Source organism: Agrobacterium sp. ST15.13.015, from assembly GCF_027871645.1.
Classification (GTDB): domain Bacteria; phylum Pseudomonadota; class Alphaproteobacteria; order Rhizobiales; family Rhizobiaceae; genus Agrobacterium; species Agrobacterium leguminum.
The window spans coordinates 304,978-328,375 of the sequence record NZ_JAQAHF010000004.1 but is presented as its reverse complement, the minus strand read 5'-3'; the positions used below and the strand labels follow the sequence as shown (position 1 = coordinate 328,375).

Below are 23,398 nucleotides of genomic sequence, written 5' to 3'. Positions count from 1 at the left end.
TTTACCATGTTATGCGTAAATCGGGAGATACGGCGCGCCGTTTTGCGGCCGCGGGATGGGCAACACTTTCATCAGGGTTTCAATGCGGCTGCGTTTATCGGCACTATTGTCGGCTTTGCTGTTGATCGGCGGCTGCACCTCCACCAGCTATGACCTGCTGGAAACTGCATCCGTTTCCAGGCCGAAATTTTCCGATACCGATCCGCAGGATTTCGGCACGAACAACCCGCACCGCCATGAGGTGCACGGCATCGACGTGTCCAAATGGAATGGCGATGTCGACTGGCCGACCGTGCGCAAATCAGGCGTGTCCTTCGTCTTCATCAAGGCGACGGAGGGATCGGACCGCATCGATCCCAAATTCGGCGACCATTGGCGCAGCGCGGCGGCGGCAGATGTTCTGCACGCGCCCTATCACTTCTATTATTTCTGTTCGACAGCAGACGCCCAGGCCGACTGGTTCATTCGCAACGTGCCGAAGGAGGCCGTCACCCTGCCCCCGGTTCTCGACGTTGAATGGAACCCGGCCTCGCCCACCTGCAAGACGCGCCCGGCGCCCGGCATCGTTCGTGCCGAGATGCAGCGTTTCCTCGACCGCATCGAAGCCCACTATGGCAAGCGTCCGATCATCTATACCTCGGTCGACTTTCACCGCGACAATCTCGTCGGCCAGTTCAAGGATTACCATTTCTGGGTCCGCTCCGTCGCCGCCCATCCGGCCAAGATTTACGAAGACCGCAAATGGGCCTTCTGGCAATATACAGCAACCGGCGTCGTGCCCGGCGTGAAGGGTCCGACCGACATCAATGTCTTTGCCGGAACGGAGAAAAACTGGCGGAAATGGATTGCTTCCGCCAAATAACACGGCCAAGAAGCAACACTTTTGAAAAATCGGCGTTGTTCTGCAACGTCAGATCATTCGGTCCGTTTTTTTGTCGCAAACATATGGGTAAAGCGGGCTAACAACCTATCGAGGAAATTCCCATGCCCACGTTCCGGTCGCGCAGCATCGTTTTTGCCGCCGCTTTGTCGCTTCTTTCCACCGGCTCCGCCCTCGCCACACCGCCAGTGGCCGCGCCTGACGATCCCAAGCAGGTTGCCTGCGGCGGCGATCTCGGTGCATTCCTCGAAGGCGTGAAAGCCGACGCACTTGCCAAGGGCATTCCGGCCGATGCGATCCAGAAGGCGCTTGCCGGCGCGCAGATCGACCCGAAGGTACTCTCGCGTGACCGTGCACAGGGCGTCTTCCGCCAGACCTTCCTGGAATTCTCCCAGCGCACCGTCAGCCAGGCCCGTCTGGATATCGGCCGCAAGAAACTTCAGGAACTCTCCTCCACCTTCGCCCGCGCCGAAAACGAATTCGGTGTTCCGGCCGGCGTCATCGCCGCCTTCTGGGCCATGGAGACGGATTTCGGCGCCGTTCAGGGCGATTTCAACACCCGCAACGCGCTGGTGACCCTCTCGCATGATTGCCGCCGCCCGGAACTCTTCCGCCCGCAACTGCTGGCGCTGATCGAAATGGTCCAGCACGGCGATCTCGATCCCGCCGCCAATACCGGCGCATGGGCCGGTGAAATCGGTCAGGTGCAGATGCTGCCCAAGGACATCATCGCCTTCGGCGTCGACGGGGATGGCGACGGCCACATCAACGTCAAGAGCAGCGCCCCTGATGCAATCCTGACGGCTGCGAAGTTCATCCAGCATCTCGGCTTCAAGAAGGGCGAACCCTGGATTCAGGAAGTCTCGCTGCCGGAAAACCTGCCCTGGGAAAAATCCGGCCTTGGCGGCCCGCTGACCGCGGGTGACTGGTTCGCACTGGGCGTGACCCCGCGCGACGGCAACAGAAACTTCGCCACCCTGCCCGCTGCCCTCATCATGCCGCAGGGACGCAAGGGACCGACCTTCATCACCTATCCGAACTTCAACATCTATCTCGAATGGAACCAGTCGTTCATCTACACGACCTCGGCCGCCTATTTCGCCACCCGCCTCATGGGCTCTCCCGTCTACAACAAGGGCAACCCGGAGCCCGGTTTCGATGATGCGACCATGAAGGAGCTTCAGACCAAGCTTGAAGCGCGCGGACACAATGTCGGCAAGGTGGATGGCATTCTCGGTTCCGGCACCCGCGTCGCCATCCAGAAGGAGCAGCAGCGTCTCGGAATGCCCGCCGATGGCTGGCCTTCGACCGCACTTTTGCAGGCGCTTTAAGCAATCTTAACGGCGCCTTCCGGCCCTTAATCTGTCGGACGGAATCAAGGCATAAAGCGTTAATCTCGACCTGATGACTGGGGATAACACCCCGGTCATTTACTTTTTTTAAACATATGAAGCACTGCGTGATAAGAAAATAATCTTTTATTTTCAAATAATTACAGAAATTTCTTTTTTATGCCGACAGGAGACGTGCTGCACTGCATCACAAAAACCGCTTTTCAACCGCCACAAAACGGTCATATTATCGAACCTGTCAACAAGAGGAGGCACCCATGGGACTTACAAAATCTCTCAATGCCTTGGCAGTCGGTTTGGCGTTTTTGTTCGTAGCGATGATGCTTTTCATCTGACGAGACGTGAAGACCAAACGCAGATAAGAACCGTAGATGACACGAGTTTAAAAAGCGCAGGCCCTGAGGGACCTGCGCTTTTTTCATGTCGGTAATCTGCTCTTGTAAAATCAGGCGGCGCTGCGGCGCAGACGCTCCAGCCCGAGATTTTCAAGCACCGCATCGACCAGCGGTGCGCGGTTCATGGTGTAGAGATGGAACTCATTGACGCCACGCCGCTGCAGATCGGCGATCTGCTCGGCGGCAACCTCCGCGGCCACGCGGGCACGACCTTCCAGATCGTCGTCATAACCTTCGAAACGCTCATCCAGAAAAACGGGAATGCTGGTGCCGCAGCGACCGGCGAAACGCTTGAGCTGGGTGAGGTTCTGGATCGGCATGATGCCCGGAACCACCGGAATGGTGATGCCTGCCGCCGTCACCCGCTCCATATAGCGCTCGAACATGTCATTATCGAAGAAGAACTGCGTCAAGGCCCGCGTCGCGCCATTATCAGCCTTGCGCTTCAGCATATCGATATCGACCGCTTCGCTTGCGCTTTCCGGGTGTTTTTCCGGATAGGCCGACACGGAAATCTCGAAATCGGCAATTTCACGCAGCCCCTTCACCAGAGCGGCGGCGTTCTCATACCCTTCCGGATGCGGCTTGTAGGCCGTGCCGATGCCCGTGGAGGGATCGCCGCGCAGCGCCACGAAATGACGAACGCCGGCGTTTCGAAATTCTTCAATGACCTGATGCACGTCCTCACGGCTGGCATCCACGCAGGTCAGATGCGCGGCGGTCGCCAGATGGCTGTCGCCGATCATCCGGCGCACCGCATCCAGCGTCGGCGCCTTGGTGGAACCGCCGGCGCCATAGGTGACGGACACGAAATCCGGGTTCCATTTCTTCAGCTCGGCAACTGTTTCCCAGAGCTGGGTTTCCATCTCGGGATTCTTGGGCGGGAAAAACTCGAAAGACAACCGGATATCGCCATCACGGCGCGCGGTTTCCGACCTCAACATATCATGCCCTCCCGGCAGCAAGTAAAACGGCCTCTTGCACCACATCGTCTGCCATCAGCAGCCGCTGGTCACGGGCAACCCAAATCGTAACATCCAGAGCTTCGTCGGACGCTTTTTCAGAATGAAGATCGACAGCGCGCTCCAGAGAAAGTCCGGCCTTCTTCAGCCACTCTTCCATCAGCGGATGCGAGAAACCGAGCCGCACATGCGCATGCTCGTCGCGCAGATATTCGAAGGAATGCGGTGCAAGATCGATAACGATCAGCCGCCCGCCTGGGCGCAGCATGCGCGCGGCCTCGGAAAGCGCAATCTCCGGCTGGTCGAGAAAATGCAGGACCTGATGGATGACGATCAGATCGAAATCCTGGCCTTCCAGCGGCAGGTTGAGAATATCGCCATGGCGCACGGATGCATTGACCACGCCCGCCTTGTCGAGATTGGCACGCGCCACCGAGAGCATGTCACGGCTGGCATCCACACCGATCGCGCGGCGATAGATACCGCTCAGAAGCTGCAGGATGCGGCCGGTGCCCGTGCCGAGGTCGAGCAGCGAATCGACCGGCGTGGTGCCCACCAGCTTCAGGAGCGCGCCTTCCACCGCCTCGTCGCTGACATGCAGGCGGCGCAGCTCGTCCCAGGCGGAGGCGTTGCGGCTGAAATAATCCTGCGCCCGCTCCGCCCGCACCCGCTTGACAGTGGCAAGCCGTTCGCTGTCACGCTGGAGAACCGCGTCGGAGGGCGATGCGGCGCCAAGCAGCTGCCGGACGACGCCCGCAGGCTCACCATCCTGCCGCAAGCGGAAATAGGCCCAGGCGCCTTCCTGATAACGCTCGATCAGCCCCTCTTCCGTCAAAAGCTTGAGGTGACGGGAGATGCGCGGCTGCGACTGGCCGAGAATTTCGGTAAGATCGGTGACAGTCAGATCGCCGGCAGAAAGAAGCGCCAGCAAGCGAAAGCGTGTGGGCTCACCCGCCGCCTTCAGAAGATCCACCAATTTGTCCAGACCGAACGCCACTCTGCCGCGCCTCGCAAGCTAATCAAGATATAAAGATATCTTTATGTCGATGTGGCATCCGATGCAAGCGCAAAGTGTTCGGTGAGGCGATCGTGTCCACTTATTACACGGAAAAAGGCCCACTTTACGGCGGGCCTTTCTGAAGGGTTCCAGAAAAGGATCAGCGCGTCAGGCGCTTGTAGCTCACGCGGCCGGGCTTGATGCTTTCCGGGCCGAGGCGGCGGACCTTGTCCTTTTCGTAGTCTTCGAAGTTGCCTTCGAACCATTCCACATGGCTGTCACCCTCGAAAGCGAGGATGTGCGTGGCCAGACGGTCGAGGAACATGCGGTCGTGGCTGATGATAACGGCGCAACCGGCAAAGGCTTCCAGCGCTTCTTCAAGTGCTGCCAGCGTTTCCGTATCAAGGTCGTTGGTCGGTTCGTCGAGCAGCAGAACGTTGCCGCCGGCCTTCAGCATCTTGGCGAGGTGCACGCGGTTACGCTGACCGCCCGAGAGATTGCCGACCTTCTGCTGCTGGTCGCCGCCCTTGAAGTTGAAGGCGCCGCAATAGGCGCGCGAGTTCACTTCGAACTTGCCGAGCTTGATGATGTCGTTGCCGCCGGAGATTTCTTCCCACACGGTCTTGTCACCCGCCAGCGCGTCACGGCTCTGGTCGACGTAACCGAGCTGAACGGTATCACCAACGGTCACGGAGCCACTATCAGGCTTTTCCTGGCCGGTAATCATCTTGAACAGCGTCGTCTTACCGGCACCGTTCGGGCCGATGACGCCTACAATACCGCCGGGGGGCAGCTTGAAGGACAGGTTTTCGATCAGCACGCGGTCGCCATAGGACTTCGTCAGATTGTCGGCTTCGATGACGACGCGACCGAGACGCTCGGCAACCGGGATAACGATCTGCGCATCGCCGGGACGACGGTTTTCCGCTGCTTCCACCAGCTCGTCATAGGCCTTGATACGTGCCTTGGACTTCGTCTGGCGGGCCTTGGGGCTGGAGGCGATCCATTCCTGTTCGCGGCTGATTGCCTTCTGGCGCGAGGCGTCTTCGCGGGCTTCCTGCTGCATGCGCTTGGCTTTCGCCTGCAGGTAAGCGGAGTAGTTGCCTTCGTAAGGAATGCCGCGACCCCGGTCGAGCTCGAGAATCCAGCCCGTGACGTTGTCGAGGAAGTAGCGGTCGTGGGTGATCATCATCACGGCGCCGGGATAATCGCGCAGGTGCTTTTCAAGCCACGCAATGGTTTCCGCATCGAGGTGGTTGGTCGGTTCGTCGAGCAGCAGCAGATCCGGCTGCGACAGCAGCAGACGGCAGAGCGCCACACGACGGCGTTCACCACCGGAAAGACCGGTTACAGCCGAGTCGCCGGGCGGGCAACGCAGCGCGTCCATGGCCATCTCGACCTGGTTTTCCAGGTCCCAGAGATTCTGGCTGTCGATGATGTCCTGAAGCTTTGCGCCCTCATCCGCCGTTTCGTCGGAATAGTTCATCATCAATTCGTTGTAGCGGTCGACGATCGCCGTCTTGCTCGCCACGCCTTCCATGACGTTTTCCATGACGGTCTTGTTTTCGTCGAGCTTCGGCTCCTGCTCGAGGTAACCGAGCGTAGCACCTTCGGCGAGCCAGGCTTCACCGGTATATTCCTTGTCGAGGCCGGCCATGATTTTCAGAACAGTCGACTTACCGGCGCCGTTCGGGCCGAGGATACCGATCTTGGCGTCGGGGTAGAAGGAGAGGTGCACATTCTCCAGAACCTTCTTCGCACCGTAGGCCTTGTTCAGCCCGGCCATGTGATAGATGAATTGACGTGCCATTGTAGCGAATGCTCCACATCGGATTTTTAAGAGTACGTATCGGGAAATTTGCCGCTATGTAGGGTAAATAGGGCCTTGGGGCAACCTCTGGCACGATTATGACCCCATGATTATGACAAGGGATGTTATGGCAGGGACAGGCGCGATCATGAATGAAACGACCGACGACTTGGCCTTCAGCCGTATTCAGAGGCTGGAAGCCCCCTCCGGCGCATCTATCGCCTTTCGCCACCAGCCCTCCGCTCTTGCCACTGCGCGTGGCGTGCTGATGATCTGCCACGGGCTGGTTGACCACGCGGGCCGTTATCGCCGGCTCGCGGATGTGATGTCGAAGCAGGGTTTCGAAGTCTACGCCCACGACCATCGCGGCCATGGCCGCTCGAGAGCGGCGGACGCGCCTCTCGGCCGTTTTGCCTGGAAGGACGGCGCGAAAAAGGTCGTTGCCGATGTCATGGCGATGCGCCGGATGGCCGGCGAAAGACATCCCGGCCTGCCGGTAATCCTGTTCGGCAATTCCATGGGCGGCCTCGTGGCGCTGAACACCGCCGTCAGCCATCCGGATGCCTTCGATGGCCTGTCCATCTGGAATTCTAACCTCAATCCCGGCCTCATGGGCCGTTTGGCACAGGTTGTGCTGCGGCTGGAAAAAATGCTGAAAGGCTCGGATGTGCCGAGCGCCATTCTGCCGAAGGCAACCTTCCGCGTGTGGAATGCGAAAATGCCGGAAAGGCGCACCCATGCCGACTGGCTGAGCCATGACAGGGCGGCGGTGGACGCCTACGTGGAAGACCCGCTCTGCCAGTTCGAGGCGAGCGTTTCCCTGTGGCAGGATGTCTTCGAACTCTCCTATCGCGCACCGAAACTCATCGAGCGCCTGCCAAAAACCTTGCCGCTTCTGCTTGTCAGCGGCGATCAGGACAAAGCCACCAATGACGGCAAGGAGATCGTCTGGCTGGCGGAGCGTTTCCGCGAGGCAGGTTTCAGCCATGTCGAGCACACGATCTACAAGGGCATGCGACACGAGACCCTGAACGAAATCGGCTGGCAGCCCGTCGCGGCGGATTTTGCCGCCTGGTGCGGCCGCGTCGTCGGCGATTGAAGGCCTTTGCCGAAACGGAATAAGTCCATGAGATAAAATCACATGCGGCGCAGCAAGCGGCGGTCTATAAACCGGCAGACACAAAATACCGGGGGACCGATGACCGACATGCCAAACAGGAAACCGCCGCTATCGGGCATCCGCGTCATCGAACTTGCGCGTGTTCTGGCCGGTCCCTGGGCAGGGCAGATGCTGGCCGATATGGGCGCCGATGTCATCAAGGTGGAAAACCCCGAGGGCGGCGACGATACCCGCGCATGGGGACCGCCTTTCGTCGAAAGCGACGATGGAGAAAACCTCTCCGCCGCCTATTACCACGCCACCAATCGCGGCAAACGCTCCATCGTCGCCGATCTGAAAACGCCCGAGGGCTGCGAGCTGGTGCGCCGGCTGGTGCGCACCGCCGATGTCGTCATCGAAAATTTCAAGCGCGGCGGGCTTGCCAAATATGGCCTCGACTACGAGAGCCTGAAGGCGCTCAATCCGAAGCTGATCTATTGCTCCATCACTGGCTTCGGCCAGACCGGGCCTTATGCCGATCTCGCCGGATACGACTATATCGTGCAGGGCATGTCCGGCTTCATGTCGATTACCGGCGAAGCCTACGGCCAGCCGATGAAGGCGGGCGTGGCGGTTGCCGATATCTTCACCGGCATCTATTCCGTGTCAGCCATTCAGGCGGCGCTGATCCACGCCATCCGCACCGGCGAAGGCCAGCATATCGACATGGCGCTTCTCGATGTGCAATCGGCCGTGCTCGCCAACCAGAACATGAATTACCTGATTTCCGGCAAGCCGCCCGTCCGGCTCGGCAACGCCCATCCGAATATTTCCCCCTATGAGGTGGTGCCGACGGCTGACGGTTTCCTCATCCTCGCGGTCGGCAATGACGGCCAGTTCCGCCGCCTCTGCACCATTCTCGGCATCGGTGCGATTGCCGATGACGAACGTTACGCGACGAACAAGGCCCGCGTGGCCCATAAAGCGGAAGTCCGGCAGATCGTTTCCACCGAAACGCTGAAATGGCAGAAGCGCGATCTTCTGACCGCCTGCGAAAAGAACGCCGTCCCCGCCGGACCGATCAATTCCATCGAGGAAATGTTCGCCGACCCGCAGGTGAAAGCCCGTGGCCTTCGCGTCGATCTGGAGGCGGAAGACGGCACCGTCATTCCCGGGGTCCGAACACCCATTATCATGTCGCAAACGCCGCTGCGCTATGAACGCCCGAGCCCCAAGCTCGGCGAACATCAGGCGCAGGTGCTGGCCGAACTGGAAAACATCGAAAGGACCACGACGCCATGACTGCAGCCGGAATGAAGAGAACAGGCGGGCAATTGATCGTCGAAGCGCTGAAGGCCAATGGCGTCTCTCGCGTTTCCTGCGTTCCGGGCGAAAGCTATCTCGCCGTGCTGGATGCGCTTTATGAAAGCGGCATCGAAACCGTGGTCTGCCGCCAGGAAGGCGGCGCCGCCATGATGGCCGACACATGGGGCCGGCTGACGGGTGAACCCGGCATCTGCATGGTGACCCGCGGACCCGGCGCCACCAACGCCTCGGCCGGGCTGCACATCGCAAGGCAGGATTCCATTCCGATGATCCTCTTCATAGGCCAGGTGCAGCGCGAAGCGCGTGAGCGCGAGGCCTTTCAGGAAGTGGAATATCGCCGCGCCTTCACCGAATTCGCCAAATGGGTGGGTGAGATCGACGATGCGCGCCGCATCCCCGAATTCGTCACCCGCGCCTTTGCCGTCGCCACCTCCGGCCGCCCCGGCCCGGTGGTGCTGACGCTGCCCGAAGACATGCTGGTGGAAGAGGTCGAAGCGCCCGAAGCAAAGCCCTATACTCCGGTCGAAGCGCATCCCGGCCCGTCACAGATGGCCGCCTTCGCAAAAATGCTTGGCGAGGCGAAGCGCCCGGTCTTCATCATCGGCGGCACACGCTGGTCCGAGGAAAGCGTCGCAGGCTTCAAGGCATTTGCGGAAAACAACAAGCTGCCTGTCGGCTGTTCCTTCCGCCGCCAGATGCTGTTCGATCATCTGAGCCCCTCCTATGCGGGCGATGTCGGCATCGGCATCAACCCGGCGCTGGCCAAGGAGATCAAGGAGGCCGATCTCGTGGTGCTGCTCGGCGGCCGCCTCTCCGAAATGCCGTCTTCCGGCTATACGCTGCTCGACATCCCCTACCCGTCGCAGAAACTCGTCCATATTTATCCGGAAGCCGAAGAGCTTGGCCGCGTGTACCGTCCCGATCTGGCAATCTGCGCCGCACCGGACGATTTTATCGCCGCCCTCTCCTCCATCACAGTTTCCGGCAGTGCCGCATGGGCTGATCGCACCGCCGCCATGCATGCGGCCTATCGCAGCTGGTCCACCCCGCCTCAGACCGGCCCCGGCGCGGTGCAGATGGGTCCGATCATGGACTGGATCGAGGCCAATGTGCCCGAGGATGCGATCTTCACCAATGGCGCCGGCAACTATGCCACCTGGGTGCATCGCTTCCACCGTTTCCGTCGCTACAATACACAATCGGCCCCGACATCAGGCTCGATGGGTTATGGCCTGCCGGCGGCGGTCGCGGCCAAGCATCTGTTCCCCGAGCGTGAGGTGATCTGCTTTGCCGGCGACGGCTGTTTCATGATGCATGGGCAGGAATTCATCACCGCAGTGCGCTACGGTCTGCCGATCATTACGGTACTGGTCAATAATGGCACCTACGGCACCATCCGCATGCATCAGGAGCGGGAATATCCCGGTCGTGTCAGTGGCACCGATCTCGTCAATCCGGATTTCAACGCTTTTGCCAAAGCCTATGGCGGTCACGGCGAAACGGTGGAAAGAACGCAAGACTTCGCCGCCGCCTTCGAACGGGCGCGGGCAAGCGGCAAGCCGGCCATTATCGAGGTAAAGCTGGATGCCGAAGCGATCACGCCGACGCGTACCCTGACGCAGATCAGGACCGGAAGCTGATATGACGCATGGACACGGCTCCGGCATGGTGTAAATCCTGACGCTCGCTTGACGTCATCCTCGGGCCTGTTCCGAGGATCCAATCACGTATCGTAAAGTTCATCGGTTGCAGATGCTCGGGACAGGCCCGAGCATGACGAAAGAGGGATCTCGCACTTCTTTCAGCGGCCCTTTGGATCAGGAAACGACATGCCGGATGCAGTCTCTCCCGTCATCACCCCGCGCGGCGCAAAGATCGAGGCCTCGGCGGGTGCGCCTTTCGAGGCCGTGCGCGTGGCCCGGGATGTGCTGCACACCTCCCGCACGGCAGCGCTTGCGACCCTCGATCCGGTCAGCGGTTATCCCTATACGACCGCCACCAATATCGGCATCGAGCCGGACGGCACGCCGTTTTTCTTCGCGGCGGGGCTGACGCTGCACGCCCGCAACATGGAGGCGGACGCGCGCATCTCGCTGACGCTCGCCCCCTTCGGCAAGGGAGATGCGCTGACGCTGCCGCGGCTGACAATGGTGGGCAAGGCGGAACAAATCGGCCCGGATGAAGCGCCGCTCGCCATCGCGCGCTACATTGCCCGCTACCCCAAAGCGAAACTTTATCTCTCCCTTCCCGACACGCGGCTTTACCGGTTGCGGACGGAAGCTGTGCAGATCAATGGCGGCCCGGCCCGCAATGCCAGCAACATCACCCCGGCCGATCTGCGCACCAATCTCTCAGGCGCAGACGAACTGATGGCGGCGGCGGAAAGCGAAGCGACCCGCCTCAACGCCATCAAGGGCGAAGCGTCCCGGCTCGCCGTTCTGGCCGGCGCAAAAACTGGCCGCTGGACGATCACCTCCATCGACCCGGATGGCATCGATCTCGCCTCGGCGAGCGATCTGGCCAGGCTGTGGTTTGCGGAGCGGGTGACGACGTTGAAGCAGTTTGAGAAGGCGCTTGCTTCGCCGGTGAGGTGACGGACGCAAGCGATTCAAAAAACATGAAAATTACTTCTACTTGGGATTTTGTGGCCATGTCGCCACGCCGCGCCGTCACCCCGGACTAGATCCGGGGTCCAGCGCGATCAAGTCCTTGATCGCGAAAGACTCTCTTCACGGCGCAGACGCGCCGTGGCTGGATGCCGGGTCAAGTGTAACCCGCAATACCAGATGGCAGGAGGAGGCTTTAACCGGGAATAACTGGGAAAATCCGGGAACCTGCGGTTAAAACCTTTATTTGCGCGGCATTTGCGACACTGTCTAGAAGGTCTCAAAGGGCCTCAAAAGAAAATCACGACGCAAGATCAAATGGCAGGCAGGGTGCGCGGCACCAAATCGTAATGTGTAGTCGCCACCGCTAGGTGGAACGACCAAACCACATTACCCTACCAGCAATATTAAGCAAATCCACCTCGCCGGGCGCGATCTCCTCAGGAGGATAAAGTGGGTTATCGCTTATTATCTGCAGTGAACCGTTCATCCTGCCATGTACGCGTTTGACCAGAACCATTTCGCCATAAACTATGACGTAGATTGCATTATCTTTTATCCGATCAATCGATGTATCGACCAATAAAATATCGCCGTCTCTGATCGTTGGCTCCATTGAATCGCCTCGCGTTGTGAGGACCCGAGCGTATTTCGGATTGATCTTCCGTGACCTTAGCCAGCTTTCTTGAAAAGCAAGAAAATCAACGGGTTCCTCGGTCACCGCGATCGTGCCGTTGCCAGCCGACGCATGAACACCGAGGCGCGGAATTAGGGTGAAGCCGGGTAGGTCACCGGTCTGAATAATGACGCCACCCTGCGCCTCTGTTGGCAATTCGGGGGCCTCTTCACCAGTAATAAGCCAGTCCAACGACTTTCCAGCGGCATAAGTTAGCATCGCTATGCCGTAAAAATTGGGCTTGGCTTTGCCGTCGCGCCACCGCGCGATCTGCTCGTCTGACACGCCAGCTATTTCCCCCGCTTTTACCAAGCTGCCGATTCGGTCAATCACCACGGATAAGCGTTCTCGCGTGGCCGCGTTATCGAAAGTGGAAACATCGTTTCCGCTTTTTATCGGCTTTGTCAGCATAGACTAACCCATTGATATGCCAAAGCAACTTAACATTACCGCTCATAATCGGTTAATTCCTAAGTGGAAACGCAGATAAGCGTTGCAAACCGACAAAAAGCGAGTACCTTAGTTGAGGCTCTTGTTTGAACACATTGCGGCCGACTGCCCCTGCAAGGGCACCCGACAAAAGGAGATGTCATGACCGCCAAAAAGTGGGATCGCCACGAAATCCTCGCAGAAATCAGACGCCGAGGCATGACGCTAACCGGCATCGCACGCGATGCTGGTCTTTACGCCAGTGCATGCCGAGCAGGCATGATCGGGGCAAGTCGCCCCGGTGCGGAAGCAATAGCGTCAGCACTCGGTATCGGTTTTCGCGAACTCTTTCCTGACAGCTACACACGTGGCCGTCACGACGAGGGGAAGACTAGCAGCAACAGCAGTTGCAACACCAGAGCAAAAAAGTCGTCGAAGTCTGACGGCGCGCAGAGCGCCGCCTGATGATTTCGTCAGGCCGTGCATCCTTTCCTGACAATCCAGAGTGCCAAATGCAGATTGAACTTCTGTCTCCTCAATTGATCGACGTCTCCTCTGACGCGAAAAAAGTCTCCCCCGACGCCATTCAGGCGTTGGCTGAAAGTTTCCAGCAAATTGGGCAGCGCGTCCCCGTCGAGGTCGTCGCCGGAACCGAAGGGCGCTATCGACTCGTCTTCGGCGTCAAGCGCCTTGCAGCAGCCGCATCGATCGGCATCGACATCCGCGCCATCGTTCGCCAATCTGACGAATTCGCGAACGAAGCCCAAATCCGCCTGACCGAAATCTCTGAAACGCTCTATCGCCACGAACTGACGGCGCTGGAACACAGCGTCGACGTTGCCGATTGGTGCGCGATCTGGCGGGCAGCAAACCCGGTCCGGCGCGGCCCCAAGCCCAAGCAGGAATTAAGTGCAGAGTCTGCACTAAACTCCGATGTCGAGACGATCGAGACCGCCGCCGCGTTCTCCGGCACTTTCAGCGAGGCAGCGCAGCGCTTCCTCAAGATCAGCCGCCGCAATGTTTTCAACGCCCTCAAGATTGCCGGTATTCCTGCCGACCTGCGGGAGCGTATCGCGCTGGATGACGGCTTGGCCGACAACCAGCAGACCCTTCTGGATATCGCTGGCCAACCATATGAACGCGCCGCCCGTATCGTAGAGCTGCTCATTTCCGGCGAAGCGACAAACTATGCTGACGCCATTGCCATCATCGACCAAGTTCCCCGCGCCAATCCTTTGGCTGCATGGGAAAAGCTCAATGACCGCTTCACACGGCTGAAGCCCAACGAACAGGACGCATTCTTCGCCCTGAACGAAGCTTCTGTCATGCGTTGGCTTGCCGATCGGAAGGCCGCTCGCCGATGAGCAAACGCCGCGACCCTCTCACGAAAGACCTTTTCGAGTGGACGCCGCCGCAGGTGGCGATCCGCTACGAGGAAGGCGTGACTGGTCGCGGCCCGCTCGACAATCGAATTTCTCGCCTCATCGCCCGCGCCCTGCGCGATGCCCGCGATGACGGTTTTCAGCGGTCAGAGATCGCCAGCGCCATGAGCAAATATCTCGGCCGCACGATCTCAAGCGCGATGCTCGACAAATGGGCTTCGGAAGGCAGCGGCGAACACCGCATTCCGCTCGATGCCTTCATCGCGCTCGTTCACGCCACCGAAGCCAAGGAACTGCTCGGATTCGTGCCGGGCGAGTTCGGTCTGACCGTCATCGAGGACGAATACGCCGAGATGATCGAGGACCAGCTCCTTGAGGAGCACATCAAGGAAATGGAGGCGCTGAGAGCAGCTCGCGCCGTAAGGAAGAGAGCACGCCGATGAATAAAGTCAGCAGCATCGCGCCGTTCCTGCAGTTCGTCTGCCGTGTCGCGAAAAGCCAGATCGTAAAAGACGTTTCCGCCTTGTGGGCAGTCGCCTGTTTCATCCTCGGAATGATCTATTTCTCGCAGGTCGCCACGGCGCTTGTCCTGATCGTGAGGGCAACGCGTTGAATACGGTTCCCTTTCCCTCCGAGACCCGACGCCTGAAGGAATGGCTGACAGCGCAAGAGATTGCTGAAGAAGCCCTGCCGGGAATGCCCACAACCAAACAAGGTGTGAATAAGCTCGCAAAAACAGGTGGGTGGTCCACATACCCATCTATGTGCCGATCGCGCTCAAGCGTTGGCGGCGGGCTGGAGTACCACTATCGCCTGTTCCCGACGCTCGCCCAAGTCACCTATGTGCAGCGCTACATGGTTGTCGGCAGTGAGCCTGTGCAGCCGCAGGCCGAGCCGGAAGCCCCAACCTCGGCGGTGCTGACCGATCGCGCCCGGCGCGAACGCGATGCTCGCTTGGCTGTTGTCGCCGCCTTTGAGACCTTCTCAAAGGGCCTTTCAATATCGGTTCAGGCCTCCATGTTCATCTTCTGCGACCGGTGGAACATGAACATGATCCAAGCGGACGCTTGGGTGAAAGATATCCTGCCACAGATTTCGCAGCGTTCGGTTTTTCGGTGGCGCTCGGCTAAACAGGCCGGAGCAAAGGACAAGCTGGCCGTCGATCGGTCGGAGGCGCGCAAGGGTAAAGGCCTGCTCGACACCGCGAATGCCGGTGAGGTTCGCGCCTTTGTGCTGGCTTGGATCGCCAAAAACCCGGCCCTGTCTGCCGATGTTATCCGGGGCTATTGCAAGGATCATTTTGGCGCGGAGCTGGTTGACCGCAACGGCGAACTGAAGCCGCTGCCGCCGGAGCGTACTTTCCAGCATTTCATCGCGCAGTTGAAGTCGTCGGAAAAGGTAGTCCTGACCAAGATCACCGATCCGGACAAATTCCGGTCGCACATGAAGCTTTCTGGTACCGGCACCTATCGTCACATCACGGACCCGAACGCGCTCTGGATGATCGACGCCTCGCCGGTCGATGCGCTCTGCATTGACGGTCGTCATTCTCTATATGCCTGCATCGACATCGCCACGCGTCGGCTGGTCATCACGCTCTCGAAAACACCGCGTGCTTCCGCCGTGGGTTTGATGATGCGCAAAGCGGTCCTGAAATGGGGCGTGGCGAAGATCATCAAGACCGACAACGGCAGCGATTTCGTTGCTGTTTCGATCAAGCGCCTGTTTGCCGATCTCAACATAGAGCCTGACGTTTCCGACGCCTATTCGCCAGAGCAGAAAGGCCATGTCGAGCGTGTCATCAAGACCTTTCAGCATGAGGTTGGCCCACAGTTGCCCGGCTATATCGGCCATTCTGTCGCCGATCGAAAGGCGATCGAAGGTCGCAAGTCGTTTGCGGAGCGCCTCGGCGCTGACGAGAAAGACCTGTTCGAAGTGGCTCTCACTGCCGAACAGCTCCAGCGCCATATCGATGACTGGCTGGAATATGTCTATCACGAGCGCGGACACGGCGGCCTGAAAGACCGCACACCGAATGAGGTTGCCGCCGCGTCTCTCGCGAAGATCAACCGCGTTGACGAGCGTGCACTGGATGCGCTGCTGATGCCGGTCGCTGGCAAGAATGGCCATCGCACCATGCAGAAGCGTGGCATTCAGAATGACGGCTTCTTCTATCTCGCCGGTTCCATCATGGTCGGTACCGATGTGTTCTGCCGTCTCGATCCGCTCGACATGGGCAAGATGTACGTCTTCGACGGCGAAACCGGCCGGTATCTCGATGTCGCCATCTGCCCGGAACTCTCGAACGTAAACCCGCAGGCTTACGTCAAGGCCCAGAAACAGATTGCCGCCGAGTTGGTCCGCGAAAAGGAACGCGAGATCAAGGCCGGTATTCGCGAGCTGAAGAAAGGCCCATCGGGTATCGAGCGCACCATCCGCCTTGCCAAGAAAGAGAAGGCAGAGCGCGACGCCGGAACCGCCAACGTCATCCAGTTGCCCAAGCGCGAACAGCAGCACAGCACGCCCGCCATTGCCGCCGCACTGGAGGCCATGACCGCGCCGAAGATGCCGCAGCCTGCCACGCTCAACGAGAAGGCGGCTGAACTCCATGCGGCTATCGTCCGCGAGGCCGAGCTGAAGGGCAATTCCACCGTCATTCATCTGGACCCGGACGCCGCGCTGACGGACGGCGCACGCATGTTCAAGTGGTCGCAGACCGTCGAGGCGCAGATCGCCTCCGGTGTCGCGATCGATGACGCCACGGCGGGCAAGCTCGCTCGCTACAAGGCCAGCGCCGATTACCAGACGCGCCGGGACATTTTCGAAGATTTCGGGATCGACGCCGCATTGCGCGGCTAGGTCAAGAAAAAGGGGCCGACTGCCATCGACCCCTCTGCATTGCAATAATTACGAGGATCAAAATGACGACACAACCGATAAAAGTCAATGGTGACACGGCTCCGATCAAGAACGTCACTACGGCGCTCAATCTCCTCCGGTCCCTCCAGAACCGTAATCCCCTGCAACCCAACCTTGGCGTTCTCGCCGGTTACTCCGGTTATGGCAAAAGCGTAGCGGCGCTCTATTGCCAGAACAAAACCGGCGCTGCCTATGTCGAAATCCGGGACACGTGGACCCGCGCCAAGCTGCTGCGCTCGATCCTCTCCGAACTCGGCATCTACCAGCCACGCGGCACGCTGTCCGACATGGAAGACGAGGTGATCGGCCTCCTTTGCCGCGATCCGCGCCGCCCGCTCATCATTGATGAAGGCGATCTGCTCATCAAAAAGAACCTGATCGAACTGGTGCGCGGCATTGCCAAGGCCAGCGGCGTGCCGGTCCTGCTCATCGGTGAGGAGCTTTTCCCGCAGAAGCTGGAACATGTCGGCGACCGCTTCCGCGATCTGGTTCTCGACACGAAATATGCGCATCCATGCGATCTGGATGATGCCCGCTCGCTGGCACGGACCTTTTATCCAAACCTCGCGATTGCGGATGGCCTGCTCGAAAAGGCCATCACCGAGGGCGAAGGCCGCGTCCGGCGCGTCGGCAACTCCCTGCATAACATTGCCGAGGCGGCAGCGAGGATGGGCGTCAGCTCGATCGACGTTGCTGCCTACGAGGGCGGCAACGGCCTGTTTTCCCGCTCGCGCCTGCCCACCAGAAGGGAGGCTGCATGATGCGGGTTACTCCAATCGCCCTCAAGATCGCCGTCGCCAAGGGTCAGCGCATCCTGACAGGCCGCGACCATTATTGGCAACTGATGATGGACGCCGACATGCGAAAGCAGGCCTTCAGCGTGGACGATATCTTCGGCCTGTCCAACAACCGCAGCCGCCTGCAGATATCGGATTTTATCGACAAGCTGGAAAAGGCGGAGATCATCCGCCGCACCGGCGAAACGAACCCGCGTGGCATGGCCCTGTTCCGTGTCGCGGCCCGCCAGTCCGCCACGCCGATGTTCAAGCGCGACGGCACCCTGATCGCCGACCAGATGACGGCGCGGCAGGCGCTCTGGAATGCGATGCGCTCGCCGTTCTTCAGGAACGGCTTCAAGCTGATCGATATTTCGGTGCATGCATCTACCGACACGCTGGAGATCAACCAGCGTTCGGCGCGGCTCTATATTTCCCGCCTCCTGCGGACCGGATATTTGATCGTGCTGCAGAAGGGTACCCGCACAGAGCCGACGATCTGGCGACTTGTCCAGAACACCGGCCCTGCCGCGCCGAAGCTCCTGAAAACCGAGAGCGTCTATGACCCGAACGCCGAGAAGATTTTCGGCGAGCCGGAAACCGTCGAGGTCGAGCCATGACCCCGACAAAGCCCAAGCCCGACAATCTGGAAAAGGCCCGCGCCGCATGGGGCGAGCAGCTCCCGGAATGGATCATCGCTCTGGCGGAGGCCTGCAACGCCGAAAACCAGACGGCCATCGGCAAGCGCATCGGCTATGCCGGTTCGACTGTGAGCCAGCTTCTTTCGAACAGCTATCCCGGCGATGTCGGCCGCATCGAGCAGCTCGTGCGCGGCGCGCTGATGTCCGAGACCGTGCGCTGCCCGGTCCTGCAGGAGATCGGCCGGGATATCTGCCTCGGTTGGCAGCGCCGCCCCTTCAGCACCGCCAGCGCCAACGCCGTCCGCATGCATCAGGCCTGCCGGAACAATTGCCCTCACAGCCGCATAAAGGAGACGAACAGTGAAACGTTTTGAATATCTTTCTGATCGTTTGCGCGACACCCGCAACAAGATTGCCGAACATCGGCACGGTGGCGTTGTCATGTCCAGCGAAGAGGTCGAGCTGCTGGTGAAGCGTCTCGATGGCTATGCCGAGATGGCCGTCGCCATGGAGGCGCAGCTCAACGACATGCAGCTCTTGAACAGTGCTGAGTTGAACAAGCTCGTGCCTCCGGCAAGCGCGACAATACTTCACCTGATGCGTCCTGGCACCAACGTTGTGCCGTTCCCGCGCTCTCCGCACAGCTCCTGAAGCCGCCTTCGAAGGGCGCTTGAGCGTCCTTCCAATCCCCTTTGAAAACCCGAGGAAACGACCTTGAAAAATGCATTGAAGACCAAAACGAAAGCCATCTCCCGCGTGCCGCAGAACCGTGAAGACGCCATTTTTGCGGTCGGTCGGATTGGTGTCCTGCGCCGCGCCATCGCAGCACACAAGGCGCTGGCCGACGAAGCCATCCGCCTTGTCGGTGAAAAGTTCGAAGCCGATACCGCTGTGATGCTGGAAGAGCTGGCAGAGCATGAGCGCGGCGTGCAGACCTACTGCGAGGCAAACCGCCTTGCCCTCACCAATGACGGCAAGGTGAAATACCACGATTTTGGTAACGGCCGGATCAACTGGCGCTCCCGCCCGCCGAAGGTTTCCATTCGCGGTGTCGAGGCCGCGATCGAGGCATTCAAGAAACTTGGCCTGAGCGTGTTCGTCCGTACCCGCGAGGAACTGAACAAGGATGCCATGCTCGCCGATCCCGACAAGGCCCGCCTCGTCAACGGCGTGACGATCTCCTCCGAGGGCGAGGATTTCGTGATCGAGCCTGCCGAACTCGAAACCTCTGCGTTGAACTGAGGGCGGGCCGATGAAGAACATTCGCGTTGAAAATCCTGCCACACCAGAAGCCTTCGTTAAGGCGATGAATGAATTGGGCGTAGCTTTTCCGTTGACATGCTCTCAGCGGGACATGGGCGTTCTGTTGGATGCAGATGGTGATGAGCTTCTCACTATCGATTCCGCTGGCGCCATGCCCGACGACACCGTCGCGCTGCTCGCCGCAAACATCGTCATGGTGCTGAACAACGCTGCCGGCCATGTCGCCATTGCCGCGATTGTGCCTCTTGAGCAAGGCAGCGCGGCATGAGCGACGTATTAATCACCTTATTCAATGTGGTCGGCTTGATCCTCTTAGTTGCCGTGCTCCGCCACGGTTTTCCGGCCGTCATGAAGGCAATTTTCAACCGGAAGGATCAGGAATGAGCCAGCTTGCTCCCATCACATCCAAGCACAAAAAGAGCAGGAGCGGTGCGGGCGATCCATGCCCGCATTGCGGCAAGTTGCTGCGCGGTCAGAAGGGTCTGAAAATGCATGTCCAGCAGGAGCATTCACAGGAAACTGGCCTTTGCGAGTATGAACTGACCGTTCTGAACGCCTTCGCCGGAAACACGGTCGATGATCTCGTGCAGGGTGCCGCCCTGAATGCTGCCGCCGAGGCGCTTGTTGCATCCGGCTACATGAACCGCAGTGGCGACATTACCGAGAAAGGTGCAACCGCTCTCGGCCATTCGCATCCTATGCGTAAAATGTCGGGTGCGGCATGACCAGCATCTACTTCTCCGACGCGACCCTGAAATCCTTCTCCGCCGCCACCAAGGGCGGAAAGTCCACGATCAAGATCGAGATCGAGACGGCCGATCGCTACCAGATGGCCAGCATTCTCAACCAGCTTGATGAGATCGAGGCCGAACAGAAGGCCGCAAAAGCGCCGCGCAAAGCACCCGCCAAAAAAACGGATGCGCCCCTGTTGGCGCTTCCCGCTCCCCTGAAACAGATCAGCTATCACGGTGACGAGCATGAATGACCCTATTGCCAAGGCAAAGGCCGAGGAGGCCCGCCAGTCGCAGATACTCGCTGACGCGATCCACAAGGCCATTATCGAGACCGGCGAACAGTTTGAAGTTCCGATCCTGAATGCAGTTGGTGGCGCGCTCGCCACCAACATTGCGGAAGTTCTGGCCTCGATACCCGACCGCCGCCACCGCAAGATGTTCCGTGACCAGCTCGATCGCGCTGTTTCTCTCGCGCTCGCTCAGGCCGCCACGCGGCCGATGGCCCCTGTCGAGACAATTGTCATCGGAGGGGCGCGGCAATGACGGTGCTGCTGTTTGCGATCTTCATCTTCCTTCTTGTTGTTTGCGATCTCATGGGAGCCGACCGATGACCGATATCGAAAACCATGCCCTTTCCGATGAGCAGGTAGCAATTGCGCTCAAGATCATCGGAGTCATCCAGCCCCATAGCGCCGACAATGTCATAACCGCGATGGTGTCCATCATTTCGCATGCGATCAGCCAGTCGGACGATCCGGTTGGCAATGCTCAGTTTTGGGCGAACACTCTTCGGGAGACTGTCCACTATGCCCGCGAGAATGGCGACCGCCCTTACAGCGGAGGGTCGATCCAGTGAGATTGTTCCCGGAACTCTGGCCGTTCGGCGACCTTCCGCCGTTCTCCTTCGACCTGATCATGGCCGATCCACCGTGGCTCTATAAGCTGCGGTCGGAGAAGGGCGAAGGCAAGTCCGCGCAGGCTCATTACAACTGCATGCCGCTTGACGAGATCAAGGCCATGCCGGTTCTCGATCTTGCCTCAGAAAATTGCCTTCTCTGGCTTTGGGCCACCAATCCAATGGTCATTCAGGCCTATGAGGTTCTGCTCGCTTGGGGCTTTGATTTCGTCACCATGGGATCATGGGAAAAGACGACGAAGAACGGGAAGCAGGCATTCGGCCCCGGCTACGTGTTCCGCACATCGAACGAACCGATCCTGATCGGCAGGCGTGGCGAGCCGAAAACCACGAAATCTGTCCGCTCGTCCTTTGCCGGTGTGGTCCGTGGCCACTCCCGCAAACCCGAGGAAGGCTACCGGCAGGCCGAAAAGCTGATGCCGAACGCGAGGCGGCTTGAGCTTTTCAGCCGGACCAACCGCAAGGGCTGGACCGTATGGGGTGATGAAACCGGAAAATTTGGAGAAGCAGCATGAGCATTCACAATGCGATTTTCGGTGGCTTTAACCAGCTTGGTATCCATGACACCGAAGCGCAGCGCGCCATTTATCAGCGCATCACCGGCGAGTCATACCTGTCGAAGATGACAGCGCAGCAGCAGGAAGCCGTTCTGATCGAATTGCGCCGCCTCGGCTATACGCCTGCCGCTGCGACCCGCCCCAACGGTCGTCGGAAACTGGACGGCCGCTATGTCGCGAAAATCCAGTCGCTCTGGATCGCGGCTTATAATCTCGGCATTATCCGGGAACGTGACGATGCGGCGATGACTGCCTTTGTGAAGCGTCAGACGGGTATCGACAGTGCACAGTGGATCAATAAATACAGCGATGCAGAAAAAGTCGTTGAGGCGCTGAAGGCGTGGATCACTCGCGAGGGTGGCGTCGACTGGAGCGACCGGAAACCCTGCCAGCCATACGAAACCCGCTACGGCTACAAGATCGCCCTGGCACAGCATGCGCTGCTGAAAAACTCCGGCATGGACGGGTTCTGGCCGAGCGTAACCGGTATTCTCGATCGGGATATCACCTATCGTGATGTCACCGACGCGGAGTGGATCAAGGTCATGAACACCTTCGGGAAATCCATTCGCGGTCGCAAGCCTGCGCCGAAGAAGAAGGCCAGCGCGTGATGGTCGCCTACGGTTTCAAAAAGTACTTCAGCCCGCAGATCGAGAGCGGCCACAAACGGCAGACCGTGCGCGGTGATCGCGACCGCCATGCCCGGCCGGGCGAGCGCGTGCAGCTCTATGAGGCCATGCGCACCAAGTATTGCCGCAAGATCATTGCCGATCCGGTCTGCACGCATGTCGTTCCGATCGAGATCGTGGTGAGCGACCTCATCAATGAGCTGATCGCCAGCATCGTCATCGCTGGCGTGCATCTGCACAGGACCGAGGTCGAGGCATTCGCCCGCCGTGATGGCTTTGCGCCCGAGCTGCTCGGCAACAGCTATCCGGCCAAACTCTACGGTCGGACGGCGCGGGAGACGATGGGCCGGTTCTGGATCGCCAATCATCCGGGTGTTTCGAAGTTCACCGGCGTCCTGATCCGCTGGCAACCGGAGGCACCGACGCCATGAACCGGGACGTCTCTCCCATGACCGTCATGCCGCTCTTCGGCTGGCCGGAGCAGCGGGAGATAGACGTTCTGCAGACGAAGCGGGACGAACTGGCGGCACGTGCCGCCAAGCTCCCGCGATTTTCACACAAACGCCTAGAGCTGGAAGTGCGGCTGAAAGCCTTGACCGAAGAACAACTGAGAATATCGAGCAGGATCAACCATGGAAGATGACCGTTTCGCCCATCTGCCCGTGGTCATGCGCGAGATCGCCGAGGTTGCCGGTCTGGAGGCCGCATGGGCAATCGTGCAGGCGCAGGGCGGCCGCGTGGCCTATATTCCGGCGAAGGCCGCGCCCGGCCATTGGCTGACAGAGCTGGTCGGCATGGAGGCCGCCGCCAAAATCTGCAATTTCTACAAGGCAGGCGATTCCGGCTACCGCATTCTGGTTCCGATTGCCAAGGACGCCGCAAAGCGGTTAAGATTGGTGAAGGCACTGGCTGACGGTATGTCGGCCCCGGATGCGGCTGCGGCCGCTGGCATGCATGTTCGCTCAGCCTTTCGCGCCCGCAAGCGCATGAAGCACAGCGACGACGATCAGGGCAGTCTTTTCTGAAGAAACATAGGCTGGCCCTGACAG

The 23,398-nt window shown here is 59.6% G+C and carries 30 protein-coding genes; 26 read left to right on the top strand and 4 right to left on the bottom strand.

Going from position 1 to position 23,398, the window contains the following annotated elements:
- Positions 1–82: 82 nt before the first annotated feature.
- Positions 83–862, top strand: a complete 780-nt coding sequence (locus PIB16_RS08845; RefSeq protein WP_125145581.1) for a glycoside hydrolase family 25 protein — start codon at positions 83–85, stop codon at positions 860–862.
- Positions 863–984: 122 nt separating this feature from the next.
- Positions 985–2,211: a lytic murein transglycosylase gene (locus tag PIB16_RS08840; RefSeq protein ID WP_125145580.1), complete on the top strand. Its 1,227-nt coding sequence runs from the start codon at positions 985–987 to the stop codon at positions 2,209–2,211.
- A 466-nt stretch (positions 2,212–2,677) separates the two neighbouring features.
- On the opposite strand, the gene metF is transcribed toward PIB16_RS08840, so the two are convergent.
- The 3 genes from metF to ettA form a co-directional block, all read right to left on the bottom strand.
- A complete protein-coding gene (metF, locus tag PIB16_RS08835) occupies positions 2,678–3,571 on the bottom strand; it encodes a methylenetetrahydrofolate reductase [NAD(P)H] (RefSeq protein WP_271045453.1) in 894 nt (297 codons plus the stop codon).
- A 1-nt stretch (position 3,572) separates the two neighbouring features.
- Entirely contained in the window at positions 3,573–4,586 is a 1,014-nt protein-coding gene (locus PIB16_RS08830) for an ArsR/SmtB family transcription factor (protein ID WP_003522176.1), read from the bottom strand.
- Positions 4,587–4,746: 160 nt separating this feature from the next.
- A complete protein-coding gene (ettA, locus tag PIB16_RS08825) occupies positions 4,747–6,396 on the bottom strand; it encodes an energy-dependent translational throttle protein EttA (protein WP_078051840.1) in 1,650 nt (549 codons plus the stop codon).
- Between the two features lie 148 nt (positions 6,397–6,544).
- Here ettA and PIB16_RS08820 point away from each other — a divergent pair, with 148 nt between their 5' ends.
- From PIB16_RS08820 to PIB16_RS08805, 4 genes are all read left to right on the top strand, one after another.
- Positions 6,545–7,495 (top strand): alpha/beta fold hydrolase, encoded by a 951-nt coding sequence (locus PIB16_RS08820; protein ID WP_271045452.1) that lies wholly within the window; start codon positions 6,545–6,547, stop codon positions 7,493–7,495.
- Positions 7,496–7,594: 99 nt separating this feature from the next.
- Positions 7,595–8,797, top strand: coding sequence for a CaiB/BaiF CoA transferase family protein (locus PIB16_RS08815; protein WP_271045451.1), 1,203 nt, complete (start codon positions 7,595–7,597; stop codon positions 8,795–8,797).
- Positions 8,794–10,461 carry a thiamine pyrophosphate-binding protein gene (locus PIB16_RS08810; protein ID WP_271045450.1) on the top strand — a complete coding sequence of 556 codons (1,668 nt, stop codon included), beginning with the start codon at positions 8,794–8,796 and terminating at the stop codon, positions 10,459–10,461. The genes PIB16_RS08815 and PIB16_RS08810 overlap by 4 nt, the downstream gene beginning before the upstream one ends.
- Positions 10,462–10,650: 189 nt before the next feature.
- Positions 10,651–11,415 carry a HugZ family pyridoxamine 5'-phosphate oxidase gene (locus PIB16_RS08805; protein ID WP_271045449.1) on the top strand — a complete coding sequence of 255 codons (765 nt, stop codon included), beginning with the start codon at positions 10,651–10,653 and terminating at the stop codon, positions 11,413–11,415.
- A 379-nt stretch (positions 11,416–11,794) separates the two neighbouring features.
- Here PIB16_RS08805 and PIB16_RS08800 read toward each other — a convergent pair whose 3' ends face one another.
- Positions 11,795–12,514, bottom strand: coding sequence for a LexA family transcriptional regulator (locus tag PIB16_RS08800; protein WP_271045448.1), 720 nt, complete (start codon positions 12,512–12,514; stop codon positions 11,795–11,797).
- A gap of 180 nt (positions 12,515–12,694) precedes the next feature.
- Here PIB16_RS08800 and PIB16_RS08795 point away from each other — a divergent pair, with 180 nt between their 5' ends.
- The 20 genes from PIB16_RS08795 to PIB16_RS08700 all read left to right on the top strand — a co-directional run bounded on the left by PIB16_RS08795 (position 12,695) and on the right by PIB16_RS08700 (position 23,374).
- Complete coding sequence (locus PIB16_RS08795; protein ID WP_271045447.1) at positions 12,695–12,997, top strand: helix-turn-helix domain-containing protein; 303 nt, start codon at positions 12,695–12,697, stop codon at positions 12,995–12,997.
- Positions 12,998–13,044: 47 nt separating this feature from the next.
- A complete protein-coding gene (locus PIB16_RS08790; RefSeq protein WP_271045446.1) occupies positions 13,045–13,896 on the top strand; it encodes a ParB N-terminal domain-containing protein in 852 nt (283 codons plus the stop codon).
- Positions 13,893–14,357 carry a hypothetical protein gene (locus PIB16_RS08785; protein WP_271045445.1) on the top strand — a complete coding sequence of 155 codons (465 nt, stop codon included), beginning with the start codon at positions 13,893–13,895 and terminating at the stop codon, positions 14,355–14,357. The genes PIB16_RS08790 and PIB16_RS08785 overlap by 4 nt, the downstream gene beginning before the upstream one ends.
- On the top strand, positions 14,354–14,527 hold the full coding sequence (locus tag PIB16_RS08780) for a hypothetical protein (protein ID WP_169692095.1): 174 nt from the start codon (positions 14,354–14,356) through the stop codon (positions 14,525–14,527). Before PIB16_RS08785 ends, PIB16_RS08780 begins: the two co-directional genes overlap by 4 nt.
- Positions 14,524–16,773, top strand: a complete 2,250-nt coding sequence (locus PIB16_RS08775; RefSeq protein WP_271045444.1) for a DDE-type integrase/transposase/recombinase — start codon at positions 14,524–14,526, stop codon at positions 16,771–16,773. Before PIB16_RS08780 ends, PIB16_RS08775 begins: the two co-directional genes overlap by 4 nt.
- 62 nt (positions 16,774–16,835) lie before the next feature.
- Positions 16,836–17,594 (top strand): AAA family ATPase, encoded by a 759-nt coding sequence (locus tag PIB16_RS08770; protein WP_271045443.1) that lies wholly within the window; start codon positions 16,836–16,838, stop codon positions 17,592–17,594.
- Positions 17,591–18,229, top strand: a complete 639-nt coding sequence (locus PIB16_RS08765) for a hypothetical protein (RefSeq protein ID WP_271045442.1) — start codon at positions 17,591–17,593, stop codon at positions 18,227–18,229. The genes PIB16_RS08770 and PIB16_RS08765 overlap by 4 nt, the downstream gene beginning before the upstream one ends.
- Positions 18,226–18,624, top strand: a complete 399-nt coding sequence (locus PIB16_RS08760; protein ID WP_271045441.1) for a transcriptional regulator — start codon at positions 18,226–18,228, stop codon at positions 18,622–18,624. Before PIB16_RS08765 ends, PIB16_RS08760 begins: the two co-directional genes overlap by 4 nt.
- A complete protein-coding gene (locus tag PIB16_RS08755) occupies positions 18,611–18,901 on the top strand; it encodes a hypothetical protein (protein ID WP_271045440.1) in 291 nt (96 codons plus the stop codon). Before PIB16_RS08760 ends, PIB16_RS08755 begins: the two co-directional genes overlap by 14 nt.
- 63 nt (positions 18,902–18,964) lie before the next feature.
- Positions 18,965–19,492, top strand: coding sequence for a host-nuclease inhibitor Gam family protein (locus PIB16_RS08750; protein WP_271045439.1), 528 nt, complete (start codon positions 18,965–18,967; stop codon positions 19,490–19,492).
- Positions 19,493–19,502: 10 nt separating this feature from the next.
- On the top strand, positions 19,503–19,781 hold the full coding sequence (locus PIB16_RS08745) for a hypothetical protein (protein WP_271045438.1): 279 nt from the start codon (positions 19,503–19,505) through the stop codon (positions 19,779–19,781).
- A 112-nt stretch (positions 19,782–19,893) separates the two neighbouring features.
- Positions 19,894–20,238: a hypothetical protein gene (locus PIB16_RS08740; protein ID WP_174000489.1), complete on the top strand. Its 345-nt coding sequence runs from the start codon at positions 19,894–19,896 to the stop codon at positions 20,236–20,238.
- Positions 20,235–20,498, top strand: a complete 264-nt coding sequence (locus PIB16_RS08735; protein ID WP_271045437.1) for a hypothetical protein — start codon at positions 20,235–20,237, stop codon at positions 20,496–20,498. Before PIB16_RS08740 ends, PIB16_RS08735 begins: the two co-directional genes overlap by 4 nt.
- A complete protein-coding gene (locus PIB16_RS08730; protein WP_271045436.1) occupies positions 20,491–20,790 on the top strand; it encodes a hypothetical protein in 300 nt (99 codons plus the stop codon). The genes PIB16_RS08735 and PIB16_RS08730 overlap by 8 nt, the downstream gene beginning before the upstream one ends.
- A 64-nt stretch (positions 20,791–20,854) precedes the next feature.
- Entirely contained in the window at positions 20,855–21,103 is a 249-nt protein-coding gene (locus PIB16_RS08725) for a hypothetical protein (RefSeq protein ID WP_271045435.1), read from the top strand.
- Entirely contained in the window at positions 21,100–21,678 is a 579-nt protein-coding gene (locus tag PIB16_RS08720) for an MT-A70 family methyltransferase (RefSeq protein WP_136882987.1), read from the top strand. The genes PIB16_RS08725 and PIB16_RS08720 overlap by 4 nt, the downstream gene beginning before the upstream one ends.
- Positions 21,675–22,331: a regulatory protein GemA gene (locus tag PIB16_RS08715; RefSeq protein ID WP_271045434.1), complete on the top strand. Its 657-nt coding sequence runs from the start codon at positions 21,675–21,677 to the stop codon at positions 22,329–22,331. Before PIB16_RS08720 ends, PIB16_RS08715 begins: the two co-directional genes overlap by 4 nt.
- Positions 22,331–22,780 (top strand): ASCH domain-containing protein, encoded by a 450-nt coding sequence (locus PIB16_RS08710; RefSeq protein WP_271045489.1) that lies wholly within the window; start codon positions 22,331–22,333, stop codon positions 22,778–22,780. The genes PIB16_RS08715 and PIB16_RS08710 overlap by 1 nt, the downstream gene beginning before the upstream one ends.
- On the top strand, positions 22,777–22,992 hold the full coding sequence (locus PIB16_RS08705; RefSeq protein WP_112154151.1) for a hypothetical protein: 216 nt from the start codon (positions 22,777–22,779) through the stop codon (positions 22,990–22,992). Before PIB16_RS08710 ends, PIB16_RS08705 begins: the two co-directional genes overlap by 4 nt.
- Positions 22,982–23,374: a helix-turn-helix domain-containing protein gene (locus PIB16_RS08700; RefSeq protein ID WP_080823284.1), complete on the top strand. Its 393-nt coding sequence runs from the start codon at positions 22,982–22,984 to the stop codon at positions 23,372–23,374. Before PIB16_RS08705 ends, PIB16_RS08700 begins: the two co-directional genes overlap by 11 nt.
- Positions 23,375–23,398: the final 24 nt, after the last annotated feature.

Excerpts from the sequence above, each read along its gene's own strand:
- PIB16_RS08815 (WP_271045451.1), top strand. The coding sequence starts at position 7,595 with ATGACCGACATGCCAAACAGGAAACCGCCGCTATCGGGCATCCGCGTC.
- PIB16_RS08785 (WP_271045445.1), top strand. The coding sequence starts at position 13,893 with ATGAGCAAACGCCGCGACCCTCTCACGAAAGACCTTTTCGAGTGGACG.
- PIB16_RS08800 (WP_271045448.1), bottom strand. The coding sequence starts at position 12,514 with ATGCTGACAAAGCCGATAAAAAGCGGAAACGATGTTTCCACTTTCGAT.
- PIB16_RS08735 (WP_271045437.1), top strand. The coding sequence starts at position 20,235 with ATGACCAGCATCTACTTCTCCGACGCGACCCTGAAATCCTTCTCCGCC.
- PIB16_RS08840 (WP_125145580.1), top strand. The coding sequence starts at position 985 with ATGCCCACGTTCCGGTCGCGCAGCATCGTTTTTGCCGCCGCTTTGTCG.
- PIB16_RS08710 (WP_271045489.1), top strand. The coding sequence starts at position 22,331 with ATGGTCGCCTACGGTTTCAAAAAGTACTTCAGCCCGCAGATCGAGAGC.
- PIB16_RS08780 (WP_169692095.1), top strand. The coding sequence starts at position 14,354 with ATGAATAAAGTCAGCAGCATCGCGCCGTTCCTGCAGTTCGTCTGCCGT.
- PIB16_RS08705 (WP_112154151.1), top strand. The coding sequence starts at position 22,777 with ATGAACCGGGACGTCTCTCCCATGACCGTCATGCCGCTCTTCGGCTGG.
- PIB16_RS08725 (WP_271045435.1), top strand. The coding sequence starts at position 20,855 with ATGACCGATATCGAAAACCATGCCCTTTCCGATGAGCAGGTAGCAATT.
- metF (WP_271045453.1), bottom strand. The coding sequence starts at position 3,571 with ATGTTGAGGTCGGAAACCGCGCGCCGTGATGGCGATATCCGGTTGTCT.
- PIB16_RS08770 (WP_271045443.1), top strand. The coding sequence starts at position 16,836 with ATGACGACACAACCGATAAAAGTCAATGGTGACACGGCTCCGATCAAG.
- PIB16_RS08740 (WP_174000489.1), top strand. The coding sequence starts at position 19,894 with ATGAGCCAGCTTGCTCCCATCACATCCAAGCACAAAAAGAGCAGGAGC.
- PIB16_RS08790 (WP_271045446.1), top strand. The coding sequence starts at position 13,045 with ATGCAGATTGAACTTCTGTCTCCTCAATTGATCGACGTCTCCTCTGAC.
- PIB16_RS08760 (WP_271045441.1), top strand. The coding sequence starts at position 18,226 with ATGACCCCGACAAAGCCCAAGCCCGACAATCTGGAAAAGGCCCGCGCC.
- PIB16_RS08810 (WP_271045450.1), top strand. The coding sequence starts at position 8,794 with ATGACTGCAGCCGGAATGAAGAGAACAGGCGGGCAATTGATCGTCGAA.
- PIB16_RS08700 (WP_080823284.1), top strand. The coding sequence starts at position 22,982 with ATGGAAGATGACCGTTTCGCCCATCTGCCCGTGGTCATGCGCGAGATC.
- PIB16_RS08845 (WP_125145581.1), top strand. The coding sequence starts at position 83 with ATGCGGCTGCGTTTATCGGCACTATTGTCGGCTTTGCTGTTGATCGGC.
- PIB16_RS08730 (WP_271045436.1), top strand. The coding sequence starts at position 20,491 with ATGAATGACCCTATTGCCAAGGCAAAGGCCGAGGAGGCCCGCCAGTCG.
- PIB16_RS08820 (WP_271045452.1), top strand. The coding sequence starts at position 6,545 with ATGAATGAAACGACCGACGACTTGGCCTTCAGCCGTATTCAGAGGCTG.
- ettA (WP_078051840.1), bottom strand. The coding sequence starts at position 6,396 with ATGGCACGTCAATTCATCTATCACATGGCCGGGCTGAACAAGGCCTAC.
- PIB16_RS08765 (WP_271045442.1), top strand. The coding sequence starts at position 17,591 with ATGATGCGGGTTACTCCAATCGCCCTCAAGATCGCCGTCGCCAAGGGT.
- PIB16_RS08745 (WP_271045438.1), top strand. The coding sequence starts at position 19,503 with ATGAAGAACATTCGCGTTGAAAATCCTGCCACACCAGAAGCCTTCGTT.
- PIB16_RS08715 (WP_271045434.1), top strand. The coding sequence starts at position 21,675 with ATGAGCATTCACAATGCGATTTTCGGTGGCTTTAACCAGCTTGGTATC.
- PIB16_RS08795 (WP_271045447.1), top strand. The coding sequence starts at position 12,695 with ATGACCGCCAAAAAGTGGGATCGCCACGAAATCCTCGCAGAAATCAGA.
- PIB16_RS08805 (WP_271045449.1), top strand. The coding sequence starts at position 10,651 with ATGCCGGATGCAGTCTCTCCCGTCATCACCCCGCGCGGCGCAAAGATC.